Below are 19,402 nucleotides of genomic sequence, written 5' to 3'. Positions count from 1 at the left end.
ACATCCCTTCTGTTGCCACCGAAGGGATACGCGATGCGAGCTGCCGCCCTCTACTCTGCTGCCGGGTCCTTGCTGCTGACCACCCTGGCCGCCGCCCCCGCGGAAAGCGCCCCGGGCGGGTCCGGCCTACCGGGAGGTCCCGGCTCGGCCGAGTTCCGGGGTTCCGTGCTGGCCGCTGCGCGCGCCGGGACGGCCGGTATCCGCTTCGGGAAGTGCGCGGAGGCGGAGGAACTGCCGGACAGTGTGCGCTGCGGCACCGTCACCGTGCCGCTCGACTACGCGCACCCCGACGGCAGGCAGATCAAGCTCACCGTCAGCCGGACCGACGCGACCGGCAAGGACCCGCGCGACCCCGAGCACAGGGTGGAGCGTCAAGGCGCTCTCGTCTACAACCCGGGCGGCCCCGGCGCGTCCGGCATGTTCTTCCCGATGATCGGCGTCATCCCGGAGTGGAAGCGCATCGCGGGGGCGTACGACCTGGTCGGATACGCCCCGCGCGGGGTGGCCCGGTCGGCGCCGCTGTCCTGCAAGGACCCCAAGCGCTTCTTCAAGGGACCCACGCCGGCACCGGTGCACCCCTCGGAGTCGTACAAGAGGGAGCGGATCGCCGAGGCGAAGGCGTACGCGCGCGGGTGCGCCGAGCGGTCGGGCGACGCGCTGCGCCACTACCACTCCCTCAACAACGCCCGTGACCTGGACGTCCTGCGCGCCGCGCTCGGCGAGGACCGGCTGACGTTCATGGGCGCCTCGTACGGCACGTACTTCGGGGCGCTGTACGCGACGCTGTTCCCCTCGCACGTACGGCGGATGGTGTTCGACTCGGTGGTGAACCCGGACCCGGCCGGGATCTGGTACCGCAGCAACCTCGACCAGTCGGCCGCGTTCGAGAGCCGCTGGGCGGACTTCCGGGCGTGGGTGGCCCGGCACGACGACGTGTACGGGCTGGGCGCCACACCGGAGGCGGTGCTGCGGAGTTACGACAGGGCGGCGGCCCGGCTGGCCGCCGAACCTGCCGGTGGGAAGGTGGGGCCGGGGCAGTTGCAGGGCGCGTTCCTGCAGGCGGGGTACTACGACGACTACTGGCCGCACCGTGCCGCCGCCCTGGCCGCCTACCTCAAGGGTGATCCGCAGCCTCTGATCGACCAGGCGGCACCGGTGACGGAGGCGGCCGTCGAGGCGGAGAACGGCAACGCGGTCTACACGGCCGTCGAGTGCAACGACGCCCCCTGGCCGACGAGTTGGCGGGTCTGGGACCGGGACAACACGCGGCTCGCGCGCACGGCGCCGTTCGAGACCTGGGACAACGCGTGGATGAACCTGCCGTGCGCCTACTGGCCGGCGCCCCGGCAGACGCCCCTCGACGTGCGGACCGGACCGGGCGACCTGCCGCCGGTGCTGATCCTGGCGGCCGAGCGGGACGCGGCGACGCCGTACGCGGGCGCGCTCGAACTGCGCCGCCGGCTGCCCGGCTCGGCCCTGGTGACCGAGCGGGGCGCGGGCACGCACGGCATCGCGGGCGGCCCGAACCGGTGCGTCAACGCCCACCTGGACGCGTATCTGCTGACGGGCCGCCTGCCCGGGCGGAGCGCGGACTGCGCCCCGCACGCGGAGCCTCGGCCCTCGGCCCCGGGCAGCCGTTCCGGCAAGGGAAAAGCAGCCTGAAGCAGCGGTGGCGCCGTCGGGCGAGACCGGCGATCAGCTCGCCGGTCTCCCTCCCCCGGCCGCCCACAGGGCACCGCCCCGGTCAGGCGAGCCCTTCGACCAGTTCGGCGACCGACTTGCGGCGGCCCGTGTAGAACGGGACCTCTTCGCGGACGTGCATACGGGCCTCGGAGGCGCGGAGGTGGCGCATGAGGTCGACGATGCGGTAAAGCTCGTCGGCCTCGAAGGCCAGCAGCCACTCGTAGTCGCCGAGGGAGAAGGAGGCGACCGTGTTGGCGCGCACGTCCGGGTAGCCGCGGGCCATCTTGCCGTGGTCGGCGAGCATCCGGCGGCGGTCCTCGTCGGGCAGCAGGTACCAGTCGTACGAGCGCACGAACGGGTAGACGCTGATGTAGTTCCGGGGCGTCTCGTCGGCGAGGAACGCGGGGATGTGCGAGCGGTTGAACTCGGCGGGACGGTGCAGCGCCATGTTCGACCACACCGGCTCCAGCCTGCGGCCCAGCTTGGTGCGGCGGAAGAGGTTGTACGCCTCCTGGAGCTGGTCGGCGGTCTCGGCGTGCCACCAGATCATCAGGTCCGCGTCGGCGCGCAGCCCCGAGACGTCGTACGTGCCACGGACGGTCACGTCCTTCGCGGCGAGCTGGTCGAAGAGCTCCTGGACCTCGTCGGCGTAGCCCGTGCGGTCCTCGGGCAGGACGTCCTTCAGCTTGAAGACGGACCACAGGGTGTAGCGGATGACCTCGTTGAGGTCCTTGGCCAGCTTGCCCTTGTTCGGGATGCGGGCCGCGTCGGTGGTGGGGGCGTCGTCACTCATGTGCCTATTCTCCCGCTCCGCCGGGCGCGCTCCGCACCGGGTCGGCATCGAGCGGCTCCGGCGGCCGAAGCGGTCCGAGCGCGTCCACGGCCGCGTACGCGCTCGCGATACAGGCCGGGATGCCGACCCCGTCGTACGCCGCGCCGCACACGGCGAGGCCCGGGAGCTTGGCGATGTGTTCGCGGACGCGGTCCACGCGCGCGTGGTGGCCGACGGGGTACTGGGGCAGTCCGTCGTCCCAGCGGGTGACGCGGGTCTCGACGGGGGCCGCCGTCAGTCCGGTCGCCTCCTTGAGGTCGTGGCGTGAGACCTCGACCAGGTCGGCGTCGGGGCGCTGGAGGATCTCCGTATCGGCGTACCGCCCGACAGAGGTCCGCAGGACCAGCAGGTCCGGGTTCTCCTCGGCGATCCAGCCCCACTTCTGGGAGGCGAACGTCGACGCCTTGATGGTGCGTCCGTCGACGGGGGGCACCAGGAAGCCGCTGCCCTCGGGGAGGCTGATGCCGGCGCGGCGGTAGGCCAGGGTGATCAGGGCCATCGAGGCGTACTCCACGCCCGCGAGTTCGGCGGCGGCGGCCGGTGCCTCGGCGCGGAGCAGACCGGCGGCCACCGGGGTCGGTACGGCGACGACCACACCGTCGGCGTCGAGCACCCGCTCCCCGGCGACGACCCGCCACGCCGCCGATGTCCCGGCCGTCCGGCGCAACTCGGTCACGGGCGCCCCGGTGACGATCTCGCCGCCTCGCGCGCGCACCGACTCCGCTACGGCGAGCGGCAGTTGGCCCACGCCTCCCTGGATGCCCATGAAGACCGGGCCGCCCTGCTGGGGAGCGGCGGCCATCCGAGCCTGGATACTGCGCACGCCTTCCGTCAGGGACACATGCTTCTTGGCCACCTCGAAGAGCTGGGGTACGGCCGAGCGCATCGAGATGCGGTACGCGTCGCCCGCGTACACCCCGCCGAGCAGCGGTTCCACGAGCCGGTCGACGACCTCGCGGCCGAGGCGCGCGGCGACGAACTCCCCCACCGCCACGTCGTCCCCGACCTCCGTGCGCGGCAGGTCGGCGTCGCGCCCGATCCGGGCCAGTCCCTCGTCCGAGACGACTCCGGCCAGGACCGAGGCGCTGCCGGGAACGCCCATGACGTGACCCTTGGGAAACGGCCGCAGGGCGCCCCGGGTCCAGATCGAGGCCGTCGAGGTGGCGGGCGGCCGGAGACGGTCGTCGAGGCCCACCTCGCGCGCCAGCGCGACGGCTTCGGGTCTGCGCGCGAGCATCGACTCGGCACCGAGATCGACCCGCGCGCCCGCGATCTCGCCGGGCAGCAGCTTGCCTCCGACGCGGTCGGACGCCTCCAGGACCGTGACCCGCACACCCCGGTCCAGCAGCCGATGGGCGGCGGCCAGACCCGCGATCCCGGCCCCGATGACGACGACATGCCCGGCACCCGCACGGGCCTCCACTGCGCTCATGCGACCACTTTCGCAGACCCCACTGACACTCCCGTCGGCGCACACCGCCCCTTGGTGTCCGGCACGAGTCCCGACCGTGACCTCATCGGGACCGTAACCGGCCAACGTCCCGGCCCCTTCGGGCGTCGAAGGAGCGTCAGTCGTACACCAAGACGTCCCACGACGCCCCAAGACGGTCCGAGACGGTCCGAGACCGTCCGAAACCTTCCAACGACCACCCTCGGGGGGATCCGCAAGATGAACGCCCTGCGCACAACCCGTACACGTCCTGTCCAGGCCCTGGCGGGCGTCCTCCTCGCCGCGGCCCTCGCGCTCACCGGCTGCGGCGCCAACGACACCGGTACGGCCAGCGACTCGAGAAATTCCGCGGACAAGGCCGACGCGGGCGCCCTGCAGGACCAGGCCGGGTCCTACAGCAAGCCGGGCGCCCAGGCCAGCGCGGCGCCCACGGCGGCCACCGGTACGCACATCATCCGTACCGTGTCCGTCTCCGTGCAGGTCAAGGACGTGTCGAAGGCCTTGCTCAAGGTCCGCAGCGTCACGGCGAACGCGGGCGGTTTCGTCGGCAGCGAGACGACGACCCTGGACAAGAAGGAGGGCGGCGAGAACACCGACGTCGTTCTGCGGGTGCCCGTCGCCGAGTACGAACAGGTCCTCAAGGACCTGGAGGGCACCGGCAAGCTCCTGCACCGGCAGGCGGAGGCGAAGGACGTCACCGAGCAGGTCGTCGACGTGGAGAGCCGCATCACCACGCAGCGCGCCAGTGTGAACCGCATCCGCGAGCTGATGGACAAGGCCACCAAACTCTCCGATGTGGTCACCCTGGAGGGCGAGCTGAGCCGCCGTCAGGCCGACCTGGAGTCGCTGCTCGCCCGCCAGTCCTCCCTGAAGGACCGCACGAGCCTGGCCACGATCAACCTCTCCCTGTCCGAGACCCCGCCCAAGGAGTCCGACAAGGACGACGACCCGGGTGTCCTGGACGCCCTCGCGGGCGGCTGGGACGCGTTCGTGGCGATGCTGCGCTGGATCGTGGTGGCCCTCGCCGCGGTGCTGCCGTTCGCGGCGGTGGCGGCCCTGCTGGTGTTCGTCTGGCTGCGCCTCACCCGCACGCGCCGGCAGCCCTCCGCCCCGGCGACAGCCACGGGCCCCGCACCGACGGCTCCCCCGGCCCAGCCGAACGGCCCGGACCAGGACTGAAATGCCAGGACCCGTAGCGTGTTCGCATGAGCATGAGTGATGGCGATGACGATGGTGATGGCCGTACGAGCGACACGAAGCGTGGGACCGAGCGTCTGGTGGTGATCGGCGGCGACGCGGCGGGCATGTCCGCCGCGTCGCAGGCACGCCGGCTCAGGAAACCCGACGAACTGGAGATCGTGGCGTTCGAACGCGGCAACTTCACCTCCTACTCAGCTTGCGGCATCCCCTACTGGGTGAGCGGCGACGTCCCCGACCGGGACATGCTGATCGCCCGCTCGGCCGAGGAGCACCGGGCCCGCGACATCGACCTGCGCATGCGGACCGAGGTCATGGAGATCGACGTCCCGGGCGGCCGGGTACGTGCCCGTGACCTGGAAACGGGCGCCGAGGCATGGACGTCGTACGACAAACTGGTGATCGCCACGGGTGCCCGTCCGATCCGTCCCTCACTGCCGGGCGTGGACGCCCCCGGGGTGCACGGCGTACAGACGCTGGACGACGGCCAGGCACTCCTGGACACCCTGGCCACCACCAGGGGCCGCCGCGCGGTCGTGGTCGGCGCGGGCTACATCGGCGTGGAGATGGCCGAGGCGCTCGTCAAACGCGGCTACGAGGTGACGGTCGTCAACCGAAGCAAGGAGCCGATGTCCACGCTCGACCCGGACATGGGCCGCCTGGTGCACGAGGCGATGGAGGGCCTGGGCATCACCATGGTGAACGACGCCGAGGTCACGAGGCTGCTCACCGGCGACGACGGCCGGGTCCGCGCGGTCGCCACCAAGGACGCCGAGTACCCGGCGGACGTGGTCGTGCTCGGCATCGGCGTCCACCCCGAGACGACGCTCGCACGGGCGGCGGGACTCCCCCTGGGCGACCACGGGGGCCTCCTCACCGACCTGGCGATGCGGGTGCGCGGGCACGAGAACATCTGGGCCGGCGGCGACTGTGTCGAGGTCCTGGACCTCGTCTCCGGCCAGGAACGGCACATCGCGCTGGGCACGCACGCCAACAAGCACGGCCAGGTCATCGGCGCGAACGCGGGCGGCGGCTACGCGACCTTCCCCGGCGTGGTGGGCACCGCCGTGAGCAAGGTCTGCGACCTGGAGATCGCCCGCACCGGCCTGCTGGAGAAGGACGCGCGCCGGGCGGGCCTACGGTTCACAGCGGTCACCATCGAGTCGACGAACAGCGCGGGCTACTACCCCGGCGCAGCCCTGATGACGGTGAAAATGCTCGCCGAACACCGAACAGGCCGCCTCCTCGGTGTCCAGATCGTCGGCCGTGAGGGCGCGGCGAAGCGGGTCGACATCGCCGCGGTGGCCCTCACGGCATCCATGACAGTCGAACAGATGACAGCCCTGGACCTGGGCTACGCGCCCCCGTTCTCCCCGGTCTGGGACCCGGTACTGGTAGCGGCCAGGAAAGCCACCGCAGCAGTACGCGGGGGCACTTGTTGACAGGGGCGCAGGGAACCCACGTAGGGGCGCGAGGCTGTGCCGATTTGCGGCTCCGCCGCGTGGGCGCGACAAGCCACAGCGGACCCGCATCCGGCAATCCACAAGCACCCCCACGGCGCTACGCAGTCCCGTTGATCCGGTCAATCGCCTGACGCGCCTGCTCCCCCGGCGGCCGGGACGGCAACGCGGACACGGACGCCGACGCCGACACAGACGGCGCCTGCTGCTGAGCCTGGGCCGGCTTCGCGTGGGCGCCGAGCCCACTGGACCGCAGCCGATGGCTCACGGCCTCGTCGAGCGACACCGGGCGCTGCATCTGTGTGGCCAGCCGCCCCGCCTCCTGGCCGAGCCGGGCCACGTCCTCCCATGGCAGGTGGACCACCAGCGCGAGCTCGGCCTCGCCGTTCGGCAGGGCCTGCACCGACTGCATCGGAGGAGTAACTCGGTCGTTCATCGCCTGTTCCTCACGTCGTCCCCGCGGCGCGCCTTCGTCGTGCCGCGGACGTTGAGGACAGATACGGACACACGGACAGTCGCGTTCACCGATTCGCGAGACGCATCGCGGGCAGTATTTTCTTGTGGTCATCCCCGTCCATGACGTGAACCCCGCAAGTCGCACCCCCTGGGTCACGTACGCGCTGATCGTCGCCAACGTCCTCGTGTTCCTCTCCATGCCCGGCACAGCGGGCTCGGTGACGGGCGAGAGCGGCCTGGCACAGTTGTGCCATCTCCAGGCCTTCCTGGACCAATATGCCGCTGTACCGCAGGAGTTGATCCACCATCAGCTGCCGCGCCTGGTGCCGACGGGCGACGTCGGGATCGGCACCGGAGGGCCGGGCTGCGTGGTCGGCCCGCCGGGCTACGACAAGTCCCCCGCGCTCTCCGTGTTCACGGCGATGTTCCTGCACGGCGGCTGGCTGCATCTGCTGGGCAACATGCTGTTCCTGCTGATCTTCGGCAACAACATCGAGGACCGCCTCGGACATGTGCGGTACGCGCTCTTCTACGTCGTCTGCGGCTACGCGGCGTCGTACGGCTTCGCGCTCGTCAACGCCGACTCGGGCGACCCCCTGATCGGCGCCTCCGGGGCCATCGCCGGTGTCCTGGGCGCCTATCTGGTGCTGTTCCCGAAAGCCAGGGTCTGGGTCCTGGTGCCCTTCCTGGTCTTCCTGCCGCTGCGGCTGCCGGCCTGGATGGTGCTGGGCTTCTGGTTCGCGCTGCAGGCGGTGTACTCGTCCGGCGAGGGCGTCTCCGAGGCCGGCACCGTCGCGTACGCCGCCCACGTCGTCGGCTTCCTGGCGGGCATGCTGCTCGCCTGGCCGCTCAGGGCCGGCACCCCGGCACCGCCCGAGCCGGGCGCCCTGCTGTGGGGCAGGCAGGCACGGCATACGTGGTGACGGGCGCCCCGAGACTCGGCGACCTCAGCGGGCGGTGCTCGTGTGGACGTACTCCACGAGGCGGGTCAGGGCGTCCGGGGGCGTGTTCGGCATGACGCCGTGGCCGAGGTTGAAGATGTGGCCCTCCAGACCCTTCGCGGAGTCGAGGACCTCGCGGGTCTTGGCCTCGACGGCCTCCGTGGAGGCGAACAGGACCGTCGGGTCGAGGTTGCCCTGGAGCGCCTTGCCGGGGCCGATCCGGCGGGCGGCCTCGTCGAGCGGGACGCGATAGTCGACGCCCATGACGTCCACACCGGCCTCGCTCATGGGGGCAAGCAGCTCGCCGGTGCCGACGCCGAAGTGGATGCGCGGCACGCCGTACCCCTCGACGGCCTTGAAGACCTTCCGGGAGGCGGGGAGAACCGAACGGCGGTAGTCGGCCGGGGCGAGGGCGCCGGCCCAGGAGTCGAACAGCTGGACGGCACTGGCGCCCGCCTCGATCTGGACCTTGAGGAAGGCCGCCGTGATCTCGGCGAGGCGGTCGAGGAGGTCGGCCCAGAGCTGCGGGTCGCCGTACATCATCGCCTTGGCGTTCTCGTACGTGCGGGACGGGCCGCCCTCGACGAGATAACTCGCGAGAGTGAAGGGCGCGCCGGCGAAGCCGATGAGCGGGGTGGAGCCGAGTTCGCGGGTGAGCAGGCCGATGGCCTCGGTGACGTACGGGACGTCCTCGGGGGTGAGGTCGCGGAGCTGGGCGAGGTCCGCGCGGGTGCGGATCGGCTTCTCGACGACCGGGCCGACGCCGGGCTTGATGTCGAGGTCGACGCCGATGGCCTTGAGCGGGACGACGATGTCGCTGAAGTAGATCGCCGCGTCCACGTGGTGCCGGCGCACCGGCTGGAGGGTGATCTCGCTGACCAGCTCGGGCCGGGTGCAGGACTCCAGCATGGGGATGCCCGCGCGGACCTTGTGGTACTCGGGCAGGGAACGCCCGGCCTGGCGCATGAACCACACGGGCGTGTGCGGCACCGGCTCGCGCCTGCACGCCTTCAGGAAGGCGGAATCCTGCACGGCGTCGTTCTTGACGGCGGCAGACGTCGCTGTCGGCTGCTGGCCCGCGGGGCTCTGGTTCGTGCTCACGACCAGAAGTCTCCCACGCCCTACGGACGGTCCCGCGAACGGCCCTGCCGACGGCTCTCACCGGACTGTGGCCCGTCCCACGGGTGTCCCTCCCCGCGCAGAGGCTCCGTTCCCCTTAATCTTCCCCGCATGGCTGCGGCTCAGGGACGACTGTCGGACGGTGCTGGCGGAATGGACGACGCGAAGGGGGGAGACCGGGATGCGGTGGAGACGGCTCCGTTGCCCTTCCGGGCCGCTGTCGACGCGTTGCGGACCGCGCGGCTGAGGCCGCAGATCGAGATCGAACCGACGCGGGCGCCCCAGCGCCTGGCGCCGTTCGCGTACGCACTGGAGGCGGCGGTGGTCGACGGCGAGGAGGATCTGGCCGACGGCCGGCTCGTCCTGCTGCACGACCCGGCCGGGCACGACGCCTGGCAGGGCTCCTTCCGGCTGGTGACGCTGGTGCGCGCCGAGCTGGAGCCGGAGATGGCCGCCGACCCGCTGCTGCCCGACGTGTGCTGGTCCTGGCTGACCGGGGCGCTCCAGGCGCGCGGGCTGTCGTACGGCGAGGCCAGTGGCACGGTCACGCGCGCGAGTTCGCACTACTTCGGCGGGATGTCGGAGCGGCCGGCCGCCTCCCAGATCGAGATCCGCGCCTCCTGGACGCCTCGTGAGGGCCTCGGGGGCACCCCGGACACCGCGGCCCACCTCGCCTCCTGGTGCGACCTGCTCGCCCAGATCGCGGGCCTGCCGCCGGCCGGCCCCGGGGACGCGTCGGTGGTGACGCTCCCGCAGCGGCGGGGGCCCCAGTCCCGCTGAACCCGCCCTGAGCACCCGCTGACCGGCTGAACGGCCTTGCGGTTCCCGTACGGGGACCGCAAGGCCGTTCCTTTATATGCCCGCCCATTCCTCGCATCGGCACGCCGTCTTTAGTAGCTCTTTGTCGATACGGCCACTTTCGGCCGCGTATCGACGCAGATTGAAACCGTTCGGTCTTCGGATGATCGATCGCGTGTCCGAATTGCACGGATTGTTACTCACCAGATCGTGATCTTTCTCTAAAGGAGCACAGGTTTGATGCCGAAGACCTCTGTGACCTTGAAAGCACGGTCGATCCGGTTTCACCCCCAGGACCGGATCCGTTCCGCACTCCAGGAGGCCTGGTGTCCGTTCTTCTTGAGCAGCCCGCAAGCCTGGTCGCCTACCGCCCGAACAAGCCGACCGCCATGGTGGTCGTGGCCGACCCCCGCGTCCGCTCCACCGTCACCCGCCATCTGTGGGCGCTCGGTGTGCGCGACGTGATCGAGGCCTCGTCCATCGCGGAGGCTCGTCCCCGCATCGGCAACCCCCGCGACATCTGCGTCGCCGACGTCCACCTGCCCGACGGCAGCGGGCTCACCCTGCTGTCCGAGACCCGTGCCGCGGGCTGGCCCAACGGCCTGGCCCTGTCCGCCGCCGACGACATCGGAGCCGTGCGCAACGCCCTCGCGGGCGGTGTGAAGGGCTACGTCGTCACCGGCACCCGCAACAACATCGGGCTTCCCAACCGACCGGGCGGCGCCCCCATCGGCGCCGGCGCCCGTATGCACCGCCGTCCCCCGGGCGCCCCGAGCCACCCGGGCGGCTACCGCGAGCTGTCCGGCCGCGAGGTCGAGGTCCTGCGACTGGTCGCCGAGGGCCAGTCGAACAAGGCGATCGGCGTCTCCATGGGCCTGTCCGCGCTGACCGTCAAGAGCCACCTCGCCCGTATCGCCCGCAAGCTGGGCACGGGTGACCGCGCCGGGATGGTGGCGGTGGCCCTGCGGACCGGAATCATCCACTGACACCGATCCTGAACCTGACTTGATCACTGATCCTGATCACTGACGAACGACCATCGGCGACCGGCCGCTGACGACCGCTTCGCCCCCACTCCTGACCGAGATGACCGACAGAATTCACTGACACGTGTGACACGTGACCGGTTTACGACCCCAAGGCGCCCGCCGACGGAACGTTCCGTCGGCGGGCGCCGTCCATACACAGATACCCTTGACAGGTGACCGAAGCCCAAGAGACCGCAGCAGACAGCTCACTGCGAACCACCGGAGGCGCTCCTCCGGACGACAACGGATCTTCTGAGGCTCAGGCGCCGATCCCGCTCCTCGAACCCCGCGACGGGATTCCGCCCGTCGTCGCCGACGAGCACTCGCTCGCAGAAGTGATCGCCGCGTTCGCCGCGGGCACCGGCCCCGTCGCTGTCGACGCCGAGCGCGCGTCCGGTTACCGCTACGGACAGCGCGCCTATCTGGTGCAGCTGCGCCGCGAGGGCGCCGGCAGCGCGCTCATCGACCCCGTCGCCTGCCCCGACCTGTCGGGCCTCGGCGAGGCGCTCAGCGGCGCGGAATGGGTACTGCACGCCGCCACCCAGGACCTGCCCTGTCTCCGCGAGATAGGTATGGTCCCCACCCACCTGTTCGACACAGAACTGGCCGGACGGCTGGCCGGGTTCCCCCGGGTCGGCCTGGGCGCAATGGTCGAGGGCGTCCTGGGCTTCGTACTCGAGAAGGGCCACTCGGCGGTCGACTGGTCGACCCGGCCGCTGCCCGAGCCCTGGCTGCGGTACGCGGCACTTGACGTCGAACTCCTGGTCGACCTGCGGGACGCTCTGGAGAAGGAGCTGGACCGGCAGGGCAAGCTGGAGTGGGCCCGCGAGGAGTTCGACGCGATCGCGTCGGCGCCGCCGCCGGAGCCGCGCAAGGACCCCTGGCGGCGTACGTCCGGCATGCACAAGGTGCGCCGGCGCCGGCAGCTCGCCGTCGTACGTGAGCTGTGGGAGACCCGGGACCGGATCGCGCAGCGCCGGGACGTTTCTCCGGGCAAGGTGCTGTCGGACGCGGCAATCGTCGAGGCCGCGCTCGCCCTGCCGGTCAACGTCCACGCACTGGCCGGGCTGACCGGCTTCGGGCATCGGATGGGGCGGCGGCAGCTGGAGCAGTGGCAGGCGGCGGTGGACAGCGTGAAGGAGCTGACCGACTCGCAGTTGCCCCAGCCGGGGCAGCCCGTGATCGGGCCTCCGCCGCCGCGCGCCTGGGCCGACAAGGATCCGGTGGCCGCGGCCCGGCTGTCCGCCGCGCGGGCCGGGGTCTCCGCCCTGGCCGAGCAGCTGAACATGCCTCAGGAGAATCTGATCACTCCGGACACGGTGCGAAGGGTCTGCTGGGAGCCGCCCACTCCTGTGGACGCCGGGGCCGTGGCCATCGCCCTCGCGGGATACGGGGCGAGGGACTGGCAGGTGGAGCAGGTGACACCGGTCCTGGTCGAGGCACTGTCCGCCGAGGCTCCGTAAGCACACCGCGGGATCACCTGGTCGCTCCCTTCATGAAGCCGTTGTAGATGAACCTCTGCAACGACAGAAACGCGATCAGTGTCGGCAGGATGACCAGGACCGCACCCGCCGAGATGGTCTCCCAGTGGGCGGCGAACGGGCCCTTGAAGCGGAAAAGGGACGTCGAAATCACGCCAAGATCTTCGGAGGGCATGTAGAGGAAGGGGATGTAGAAGTCGTTGTAGACGGTGATCCCCTTCACGATCACCACCGTGGCGATCGCCGGCCTGAGCAGCGGGAAGATGATCTTCCGGTAGATCGTGAAGGCGTTGGCCCCGTCGAGGCGTGCCGACTCGTCCAGGGAGATCGGGATCGACCGGACGAACTGCAGGAAGATGTAGATCGACACGATGTCCGTGCCCATGTAGAGCGCGATGGGCGCCCAGAGGGTGTCGAACATGCCGAAGCTGTTGACGATCTGGAATGTCGCCACCTGCGTCGTGACTCCGGGGACCAGCGTCGCCACCAGGAACAGGGCGATCACCAGCTTCCGGAAGCGGAACGTGAAGCGGTCGATCGCGTACGCCGTCATCGAACCGATCAGGACGGTCCCCGTGACGGCGAACAGCAGGATGAAGGCCGTGTTGGCGAACGCGGCCATCATCTCGCCGTCCTGGAACGCCGTCACGTAGTTGTGGAAGTTCAGGAGGTCGCCCGGCAGCGAGAGCGCCCCGCTGTCGTCCGCCATCTCCTGCTCGGTCTTGAGCGAGGTCAGCACGATCACGCCCAGCGGCAGCAGGACGACCACCACCGCGAGGACCAGGGACAGGTACACGAACGTACGGGCAACCGCTCGGCGCGTCATACGAGATCCACCCTGTCGTCCGGAACGAGCCGCCGCTGCACCCAGGTCGCGGCGAGCACGATCAGCAGCAGTACGACGGCCGCCGCCGAGGCGAGCCCCGTCTTGTTGAACTGGAACGCCAGCTTCACCGTCTGGATCACGAAGGTCTCGGTGCCGGTCGCCCCGCCGGTCATGATGTACGGGATCTCGAAGACCGACAGCGAGCCCGAGATCGACAGGATCACGGTGAGGCTCAGCACCGGTTTGATGCCCGGCGCGATGATGTACCGGAACTGGTGCCAGCGGTTCGCCCCGTCGAGTTCCGCCGCCTCGTACAACTCCCCCGGGATGGACTGGATCGCGCCCAGGAACAGCACGAAGTTCAGGCCCGTGTAGCGCCAGACCGAGACGCCGGCGAGCGAGATGTTCGCCGACGCCGGGGTGCCCAGCCAGGCGTGGTCCGTGTGGACGCCGAACACGCCCAGCACCGAGTCGAGGGTGCCGCCGTCCTGGAAGAAGTAGAGGAACACGAAGCCGATCGCGACCCCGTTGATCAGGTACGGGAAGAACAGCACGCCTTTGAAGAAGTTCCGGAAGCGGACGTTGAAGCTGAGGATCGTCGCGAAGTAGAGCGCTGCGACGATCTGGAGCGCGGAGGCGGCCAGGTAGTAGCCGCTGACGAAGAACACCTCGAACAGTTCGGGACGGGTGAGGAGTTCGGTGTAGTTCTCGGCGCCCGTGTAGTGCAGTTCGGGGCTGACACCGTCCCAGTCGGTGAAGCTGTACGCGACCATGTTGACGATCGGCGCGTAGGTGAAGGTCAGCAGCAGCGCGAGCGGGGCGATCAGGAACAGCCAGGGGGTCACCCCCCGCCACAGGCGTGACCTGCGCGGGGGTGACGGCGGGCCCGGGGTGCCGGGGGCGGGCGCGGGCGGCGGTTCCTTCCGTCGCGGCGCCCTTCGCCCCGCCATGCCGGCCTCGGTCGTGTCCGTCACGACGACCCCACGGATCGCTGCGCCTCGGTCCAGCGCTTGCCGAGGTCACCGAGGAAGTCGTCGAGGCTGCCCTTGCGGGCGCCTCGGGCCAGGTCGACGAGATCCTGGCGGTAGTCGGGGGCGTAGAGACCGACCTCCGACTCGGTGTCGATGAGCTTGAGTTGCGCTCCCGCGGTGTCGTCGACCTCGATGAACTTCACCCCCGCCTCCTCGTACGGCTGGAGCACCTCGGGCAGCGGGGCGTCCTTGAGCGGGGAGATGGCCAGGTTGTCGTCCGCGTAGCCGGACTTGTCGGTGAACCAGTCGATCCAGGCGCGGGCCGCCTCCTTGTGCTTGCTGTGGACGTTGACGCCCTGGTTGTAGTCGGGGCCGACAACCGCGCAGAACTTTCCGCCCACTTGGTACGGGAAGGGCATGAACCCGATGTCGGCGGGGTCCACGCCGGCCTTCTTGGCGGCGTCCTGGAACTGGACGATCGCCCAGGTTCCGAGCCACTGCGTGGCGATGTCCCCCTTCGCCATCCTGGGCTTGGAAGCCTCCCAGTTGGTGGTCGTCGGGTCCTTCTCGGCGAGCCCGTCGTGCACGATGTCGTACAGCAGGGTGTCGCCGACGCGCAGGTCCGCGCCCTTGGCCCACGGGTCGCTCTCGACCAGTTTCGTCGTCGCCCCGGTGTCGCAGCCGACCGAGCCGTTGACGGACGTCCATGACGTGAGTGGCCACTGGGCGGCGAAGTTGGTGTAGTACGGGTCCGCGTCCGTCTTCGACTTGATCGCCTTCAGGGCGGTGATGAACTCGGCGGGTGTGGTGGGCCAGTCGGTGATGCCGGCCTCCTGCCAGATCCTCTTGTTGTAGAGGAACCCGGGTGCCACTCCTACCGGACTCTGGCCGTAGACCTTGCCGTCGACGGTGGTGAAGTCGGTGAAGCGGTACTTCTTGGCGCGCTCCGCCCGGGTGCCGAGCGAGGCGAAGAACTTCGGGTAGTCGCTCTTCTTGATCACCGCGGGGATCAGCAGGACATCGCCGTAGTTCTCCGTGTTCATACGGATCTTGACTTCGGCCTCGTAGTTGGTGAGGCCCTCGAACTCGACCTTCACCTTCGGATACGTCTTCCGGAAGTCGTCGGCGTACTTCTTCAACGTGCCGTCCTGCAGGAGATCGGTCCGCACGGTCAGGACCTTGATGGTGCCGGTCACTTTTGACGGATCGTCAGGTGCCTTGGCGTCGGCGCCCTTCGATGTTCCACCGGTTCCGGTGCACGCGGAGAGCACCAGGCCGGCGGTGAGGAGTGCGGGAATCATGCGGCGGTTCATGTGCATCAGCTCCGTTCGGGACGGACGAGCACTACAGGGATGGCTGATTCGGCACTCTGACACCACTTACTGAACCGGTACAGTCCCTATTTCGCCAAGGGTGCCACCATATTTTCCGCGCCTGACCCACGCGGGAATGGAACGGTTTAGGAGTGCGCATGCTGGAGGCCACACCACTCACCGAGGGCTGGACCGTGCGGTACGAGGCGGGCGAACTGCCGGCCACCGTCCCCGGGTGTGTGCACACCGACCTGCTGGCGGCGGGAGTGATCCCGGACCCCTTCATCGGCCGGAACGAGGCGGAGGTCGCCTGGGTGGGGCGCCGGGAGTGGACGTACGGGACGGACCTATCCGCTGCGCTCGCCCGTGAACGGCACGAACGGCACGAGGTTCGCGGGGTTCATGACGTTCATGACGTTCATGAGCAGACCGATCTCGTCTTCGACGGGCTCGACACCGCCGCCGAGATCCGGCTCGACGGTCAACTCCTGGGCCGGGTACGGAACATGCACCGCTCGTACCGCTTCGACGTGACCGGGATGACCGGGCGCCTGTCCGTCCACTTCGCCTCCGCCTATGCCGAGGCGGAGGCCGTCCGGGAGCGGCTGGGTGAGCGGCCCGGCGCCTACGCCGAGCCCTACCAGTACATCCGGAAGATGGCCTGCTCCTTCGGCTGGGACTGGGGGCCGACCCTCGTCACCGCCGGGATATGGCGGCCGGTGCGCCTGGAGCACTGGTCGACAGCCCGGATCAGCCGGGTGCGCCCCGAGGTGACGGTCGACGAACACGGCGTGGGGCGAGTGGAGTTGGCAGTCGACGTCGAGCGCACCAGAGTCGAGGCCGGGCTGACGCTGGAGGCCCGGGTCAGCGGTGGTGGTCTCTCCGGTGGCGGCGAGGTACTGGCCCGGGGCGAGATCAACGGGACCAGCGGTGTCGTACGGCTGGAAGTTCCGGACGTGGAGCTGTGGTGGCCGCGCGGCTATGGGCAACAGACGCTGTACGACGTTGAGTTGACGCTCCGTCATGGTGATGTCCCACTGGACGGCTGGCGGCGGCGGGTGGGGTTCCGGACCGTCGGCCTTGACACGTCCTCCGACGTCCACGGGACCGGGTTCACCCTGGTCGTCAACGGGGAGCGGTTGTTCGCGCGGGGCGTCAACTGGATCCCGGACGACGTGTTCCCGTCCCGGATCACCCCGGAGCGGTACCGGGAGCGGCTCGCGCAGGCGGCCGGCGCCGGTGTGGACCTCGTCCGGGTGTGGGGCGGCGGGATCTACGAGAGCGAGGACTTCTACGACGTCTGCGACGAGTTGGGGCTGCTGGTCTGGCAGGACTTCCCCTTCGCGTGCGCCGCCTATCCCGAGGAGCAGCCGCTGCGGGGCGAGGTGGAGGCGGAGGCCCGGGAGAACGTCGTACGGCTGATGCCTCATCCCTCGCTCGTGCTGTGGAACGGGAACAACGAGAACCTGTGGGGCTTCAGGGACTGGGGATGGGAGCAGACGCTCGCCGGCGAGTCGTGGGGCGAGGGGTACTACCTGGGCGTACTGCCGCGCGTGGTGGCCGAGTTGGACCCCACGCGGCTGTACACCGCGGGCAGTCCCTGGTCCGGGTCCTGGGAGCGGCATCCGAACGATCCGGCGCACGGTACGCACCACTCGTGGGAGGTGTGGAACCGGGAGGACTACGCCGACTACCGGCTCGAAGTCCCACGTTTCGTGGCCGAGTTCGGGTGGCAGGCACCGGCCGCGTACGCCACGATGCGGCGCGCGCTGCCCGACGAGACACTCGCATCGGACTCTCCCGGCATGCTGCACCACCAGAAGGCCGACGACGGGAACGGCAAACTGGAGCGCGGGCTCGCCCGGCATTTCCCCTTCCTGAGGGGGACTTCGACCGGTGGCACTACCTCACCCAGGTCAACCAGGCCCGTGCCGTCGCCGCCGGGATCGAGCACTGGCGTGCGCACTGGCCGGTGTGCGCGGGGACGATCGTGTGGCAGCTCAACGACTGCTGGCCGGTGACGTCCTGGGCGGCGATCGACGGGGACGGGCGCGAGAAACCGCTCTACCACGAGCTGAGACGGCTGTACGCGGACCGACTGCTCAGCCTTCAAGTGCGGGGGGAGACAGTGGTGTTGGCGGTCGTCAACCAGACGGCGCAACAGTGGGCGGGGACGGTGGAGCTGCGGCGGGTGTCCGTGGACGGGGGCGTGGTCGGCGAGCCGGTGCGAGTCGGGTTCACGGTGGAGCGGCGGGCGGTCACCGAGGTGCGGGTGCCGGGGGAACTCGTGCCGGTGGGAGCCAAGGAGTTCCTGGTCGCGGATGTCGACGCCGACACGGAGGGGGTCGTCCCGGACAGTTCCGGCGGGGCCGACGGGGAGGGGCTGCGGGCGCTGTATTTTCCCGTGCCGGACCGTGAAGTCCCTTACCCCCGGCCCGAGTTCGACGTGAGCGTCGCTCCGGGAGCCGTCACGGTGACGGCTCGTACCCTCGTACGGGATCTGCTGCTGCAGGCGGACCGGCTGGACCCGGGAGCGCGGGCCGATCGCGGTCTGGTGACCCTGTTGCCCGGGGAACGGGTGACCATCGGGGTGCGTGGCTGGGAGACTCCGGATGCCGAGACCGCCCGATCGGCCCTGTACTGCGTGGAGCCCGCCAGATGACGGCATCGCCGACCCCCCGCGTCACCATCAAGGACGTCGCCGCGCGCGCCGGCGTGTCCAAGGGGGCCGTGTCCCTCGCCTTCAACCACAAGCCGGGGCTCGCCGAGGCGACCCGGGACCGGATCTTCACCGCCGCACGCGAGCTGGGCTGGGAGCCGAACCTCACCGCGCGGTCACTGGCCGGGGCCCGGGTGGACGTGGTGGGGCTGGCGATCTGCCGGCCGGCCCGGCTGCTCGGGCTCGAACCGTTCTACATGGACTTCATCTCGGGCGTGGAGAGCGTCCTGACCGAGCATTCGTGCTCGCTGCTGCTCAGGCTGGTGCGGAATCTGGAGGAGGAGGTCGGGCTCCAGGAGTCCTGGTGGAAGGGGCGGCTCATCGGCGGGGCGATCCTGGTGGACCTCCGGGCGGACGATCCCCGGGTCCCGGCCGTCGAACGGCTCGGGATGCCCGCGGTCGCGGTCGGGCATCCGTCCTTCACCGGCAACCTCACCTCCGTGTGGACCGACGACGCCACGGCCGTGACGGAGGCGGTGCGGTATCTCGCGGCGCTCGGGCATCGGCGGATCGCCCGGGTGGGGGGTGCGGCGGCCCTCGGGCACACGAACATCCGTACGGCGGCTTTCGACGAGGCCGCGCGGGGGCTCGATCTGGCCGGGGCGTCACAGGTCTCGACCGACTACTCCGGCGACGCGGGGGCCCGGGCCACCCGGTCGCTGCTGTCCGCCGCGCCGGCGGACCGGCCCACGGCGATCCTGTACGACAACGACATCATGGCGGTGGCGGGCCTCTCCGTGGCCGCCGAGATGGGGCTGAGCGTGCCGGCCGACGTGTCGCTGCTGGCCTGGGACGACTCGCAGCTGTGCCGGTTGACGCGGCCCACGTTGTCGGCGATGAGCCATGACGTGCACGGGTTCGGGGTGGACGTCGCCCGGACGTTGTTCGGGGTGATCGCCGGGGACGGCGGCGGGTCGCATCCGGTGGCTACGCCCGTACTCACTCCCCGGGGTTCCACCGCGCCGCCCAGGGGGTTCCCGCACTCCTGATGCCACCGGCGGTTGGGGGCACCTGCCGCCCAGCGCTCACACAAGCGCAGGCATAGGAGTTGCACCACCCCTTCTTGCCCCGCCCGAGCCCACGACTGAGACCAGGGACCGCAGGGTGGCACCGCTCACCGCAACGAGG

General features: G+C 70.3%; 15 protein-coding genes and 1 pseudogene. 9 read left to right on the top strand and 7 right to left on the bottom strand.

All coding sequences use genetic code 11. From position 1 onward, the window contains the following. Positions 1-33 precede the first annotated feature (33 nt). Entirely contained in the window at positions 34-1,662 is a 1,629-nt protein-coding gene (locus G3I56_RS29830) for an alpha/beta hydrolase (protein ID WP_164414310.1), read from the top strand. Between the two features lie 82 nt (positions 1,663-1,744). Here the strand turns inward: G3I56_RS29830 and hemQ are convergent, their stop codons facing one another. Then, positions 1,745-2,476, bottom strand: a complete 732-nt coding sequence (gene hemQ / locus G3I56_RS29825) for a hydrogen peroxide-dependent heme synthase (protein ID WP_164414308.1) — start codon at positions 2,474-2,476, stop codon at positions 1,745-1,747. Between the two features lie 4 nt (positions 2,477-2,480). Continuing rightward, the gene (gene hemG / locus G3I56_RS29820; protein WP_164414306.1) at positions 2,481-3,947 is read right to left on the bottom strand and encodes a protoporphyrinogen oxidase; all 1,467 of its coding nucleotides are present in this window, start codon (positions 3,945-3,947) and stop codon (positions 2,481-2,483) included. A gap of 237 nt (positions 3,948-4,184) precedes the next feature. Here hemG and G3I56_RS29815 point away from each other — a divergent pair, with 237 nt between their 5' ends. Next, complete coding sequence (locus G3I56_RS29815) at positions 4,185-5,144, top strand: DUF4349 domain-containing protein (protein WP_164414304.1); 960 nt, start codon at positions 4,185-4,187, stop codon at positions 5,142-5,144. Positions 5,145-5,176: 32 nt separating this feature from the next. Continuing rightward, the gene (locus tag G3I56_RS29810) at positions 5,177-6,604 is read left to right on the top strand and encodes an FAD-dependent oxidoreductase (protein ID WP_164414377.1); all 1,428 of its coding nucleotides are present in this window, start codon (positions 5,177-5,179) and stop codon (positions 6,602-6,604) included. A 118-nt stretch (positions 6,605-6,722) separates the two neighbouring features. Here G3I56_RS29810 and G3I56_RS29805 read toward each other — a convergent pair whose 3' ends face one another. Continuing rightward, a complete protein-coding gene (locus G3I56_RS29805; RefSeq protein ID WP_164414302.1) occupies positions 6,723-7,058 on the bottom strand; it encodes a hypothetical protein in 336 nt (111 codons plus the stop codon). A gap of 124 nt (positions 7,059-7,182) precedes the next feature. Between G3I56_RS29805 and G3I56_RS29800 the strand changes: the two genes are divergently transcribed. Continuing rightward, the gene (locus G3I56_RS29800; protein WP_164414300.1) at positions 7,183-8,001 is read left to right on the top strand and encodes a rhomboid family intramembrane serine protease; all 819 of its coding nucleotides are present in this window, start codon (positions 7,183-7,185) and stop codon (positions 7,999-8,001) included. 24 nt (positions 8,002-8,025) lie between these two features. Here G3I56_RS29800 and hemE read toward each other — a convergent pair whose 3' ends face one another. Then, positions 8,026-9,120 carry a uroporphyrinogen decarboxylase gene (gene hemE, locus G3I56_RS29795; RefSeq protein ID WP_164414297.1) on the bottom strand — a complete coding sequence of 365 codons (1,095 nt, stop codon included), beginning with the start codon at positions 9,118-9,120 and terminating at the stop codon, positions 8,026-8,028. 171 nt (positions 9,121-9,291) lie between these two features. On the opposite strand from hemE, the gene G3I56_RS29790 reads away from it, so the two are divergent. The 3 genes from G3I56_RS29790 to G3I56_RS29780 all read left to right on the top strand — a co-directional run bounded on the left by G3I56_RS29790 (position 9,292) and on the right by G3I56_RS29780 (position 12,427). Then, positions 9,292-9,918 (top strand): DUF3000 domain-containing protein, encoded by a 627-nt coding sequence (locus G3I56_RS29790; protein WP_164414295.1) that lies wholly within the window; start codon positions 9,292-9,294, stop codon positions 9,916-9,918. Positions 9,919-10,262: 344 nt separating this feature from the next. Beyond that, complete coding sequence (locus G3I56_RS29785; protein ID WP_164321772.1) at positions 10,263-10,922, top strand: response regulator transcription factor; 660 nt, start codon at positions 10,263-10,265, stop codon at positions 10,920-10,922. 215 nt (positions 10,923-11,137) lie between these two features. Then, positions 11,138-12,427 (top strand): ribonuclease D, encoded by a 1,290-nt coding sequence (locus G3I56_RS29780; protein WP_164414293.1) that lies wholly within the window; start codon positions 11,138-11,140, stop codon positions 12,425-12,427. A gap of 13 nt (positions 12,428-12,440) precedes the next feature. Here the strand turns inward: G3I56_RS29780 and G3I56_RS29775 are convergent, their stop codons facing one another. Genes G3I56_RS29775 through G3I56_RS29765 form a run of 3 tightly spaced genes read right to left on the bottom strand, consistent with a single transcriptional unit; the run spans position 12,441 to position 15,555 of the window. Beyond that, the gene (locus G3I56_RS29775) at positions 12,441-13,271 is read right to left on the bottom strand and encodes a carbohydrate ABC transporter permease (RefSeq protein WP_164414291.1); all 831 of its coding nucleotides are present in this window, start codon (positions 13,269-13,271) and stop codon (positions 12,441-12,443) included. Beyond that, positions 13,268-14,245: a sugar ABC transporter permease gene (locus G3I56_RS29770; protein WP_164414289.1), complete on the bottom strand. Its 978-nt coding sequence runs from the start codon at positions 14,243-14,245 to the stop codon at positions 13,268-13,270. The genes G3I56_RS29775 and G3I56_RS29770 overlap by 4 nt, the downstream gene beginning before the upstream one ends. Beyond that, the gene (locus G3I56_RS29765) at positions 14,242-15,555 is read right to left on the bottom strand and encodes an ABC transporter substrate-binding protein (protein ID WP_164414287.1); all 1,314 of its coding nucleotides are present in this window, start codon (positions 15,553-15,555) and stop codon (positions 14,242-14,244) included. The genes G3I56_RS29770 and G3I56_RS29765 overlap by 4 nt, the downstream gene beginning before the upstream one ends. 158 nt (positions 15,556-15,713) lie before the next feature. On the opposite strand from G3I56_RS29765, the pseudogene G3I56_RS29760 reads away from it, so the two are divergent. Together G3I56_RS29760 and G3I56_RS29755 are read left to right on the top strand one after the other, a co-directional pair. Next, a pseudogene (locus G3I56_RS29760) lies at positions 15,714-18,217 on the top strand (glycoside hydrolase family 2 protein). Then, complete coding sequence (locus G3I56_RS29755; protein ID WP_164414285.1) at positions 18,214-19,263, top strand: LacI family DNA-binding transcriptional regulator; 1,050 nt, start codon at positions 18,214-18,216, stop codon at positions 19,261-19,263. Before G3I56_RS29760 ends, G3I56_RS29755 begins: the two are co-directional and overlap by 4 nt. Positions 19,264-19,402 lie beyond the last annotated feature (139 nt).

The sequence above is a fragment of the Streptomyces sp. SID12488 genome (assembly GCF_010548275.1).
GTDB lineage: Bacteria > Actinomycetota > Actinomycetes > Streptomycetales > Streptomycetaceae > Streptomyces.
This window is presented reverse-complemented; position numbering and strand designations above follow the sequence as displayed.

Excerpts from the sequence above, each read along its gene's own strand:
- G3I56_RS29830 (WP_164414310.1), top strand. The coding sequence starts at position 34 with ATGCGAGCTGCCGCCCTCTACTCTGCTGCCGGGTCCTTGCTGCTGACC.
- hemQ (WP_164414308.1), bottom strand. The coding sequence starts at position 2,476 with ATGAGTGACGACGCCCCCACCACCGACGCGGCCCGCATCCCGAACAAG.
- hemG (WP_164414306.1), bottom strand. The coding sequence starts at position 3,947 with ATGAGCGCAGTGGAGGCCCGTGCGGGTGCCGGGCATGTCGTCGTCATC.
- G3I56_RS29815 (WP_164414304.1), top strand. The coding sequence starts at position 4,185 with ATGAACGCCCTGCGCACAACCCGTACACGTCCTGTCCAGGCCCTGGCG.
- G3I56_RS29810 (WP_164414377.1), top strand. The coding sequence starts at position 5,177 with ATGAGTGATGGCGATGACGATGGTGATGGCCGTACGAGCGACACGAAG.
- G3I56_RS29805 (WP_164414302.1), bottom strand. The coding sequence starts at position 7,058 with ATGAACGACCGAGTTACTCCTCCGATGCAGTCGGTGCAGGCCCTGCCG.
- G3I56_RS29790 (WP_164414295.1), top strand. The coding sequence starts at position 9,292 with ATGGACGACGCGAAGGGGGGAGACCGGGATGCGGTGGAGACGGCTCCG.
- G3I56_RS29775 (WP_164414291.1), bottom strand. The coding sequence starts at position 13,271 with ATGACGCGCCGAGCGGTTGCCCGTACGTTCGTGTACCTGTCCCTGGTC.
- G3I56_RS29765 (WP_164414287.1), bottom strand. The coding sequence starts at position 15,555 with ATGAACCGCCGCATGATTCCCGCACTCCTCACCGCCGGCCTGGTGCTC.
- G3I56_RS29755 (WP_164414285.1), top strand. The coding sequence starts at position 18,214 with ATGACGGCATCGCCGACCCCCCGCGTCACCATCAAGGACGTCGCCGCG.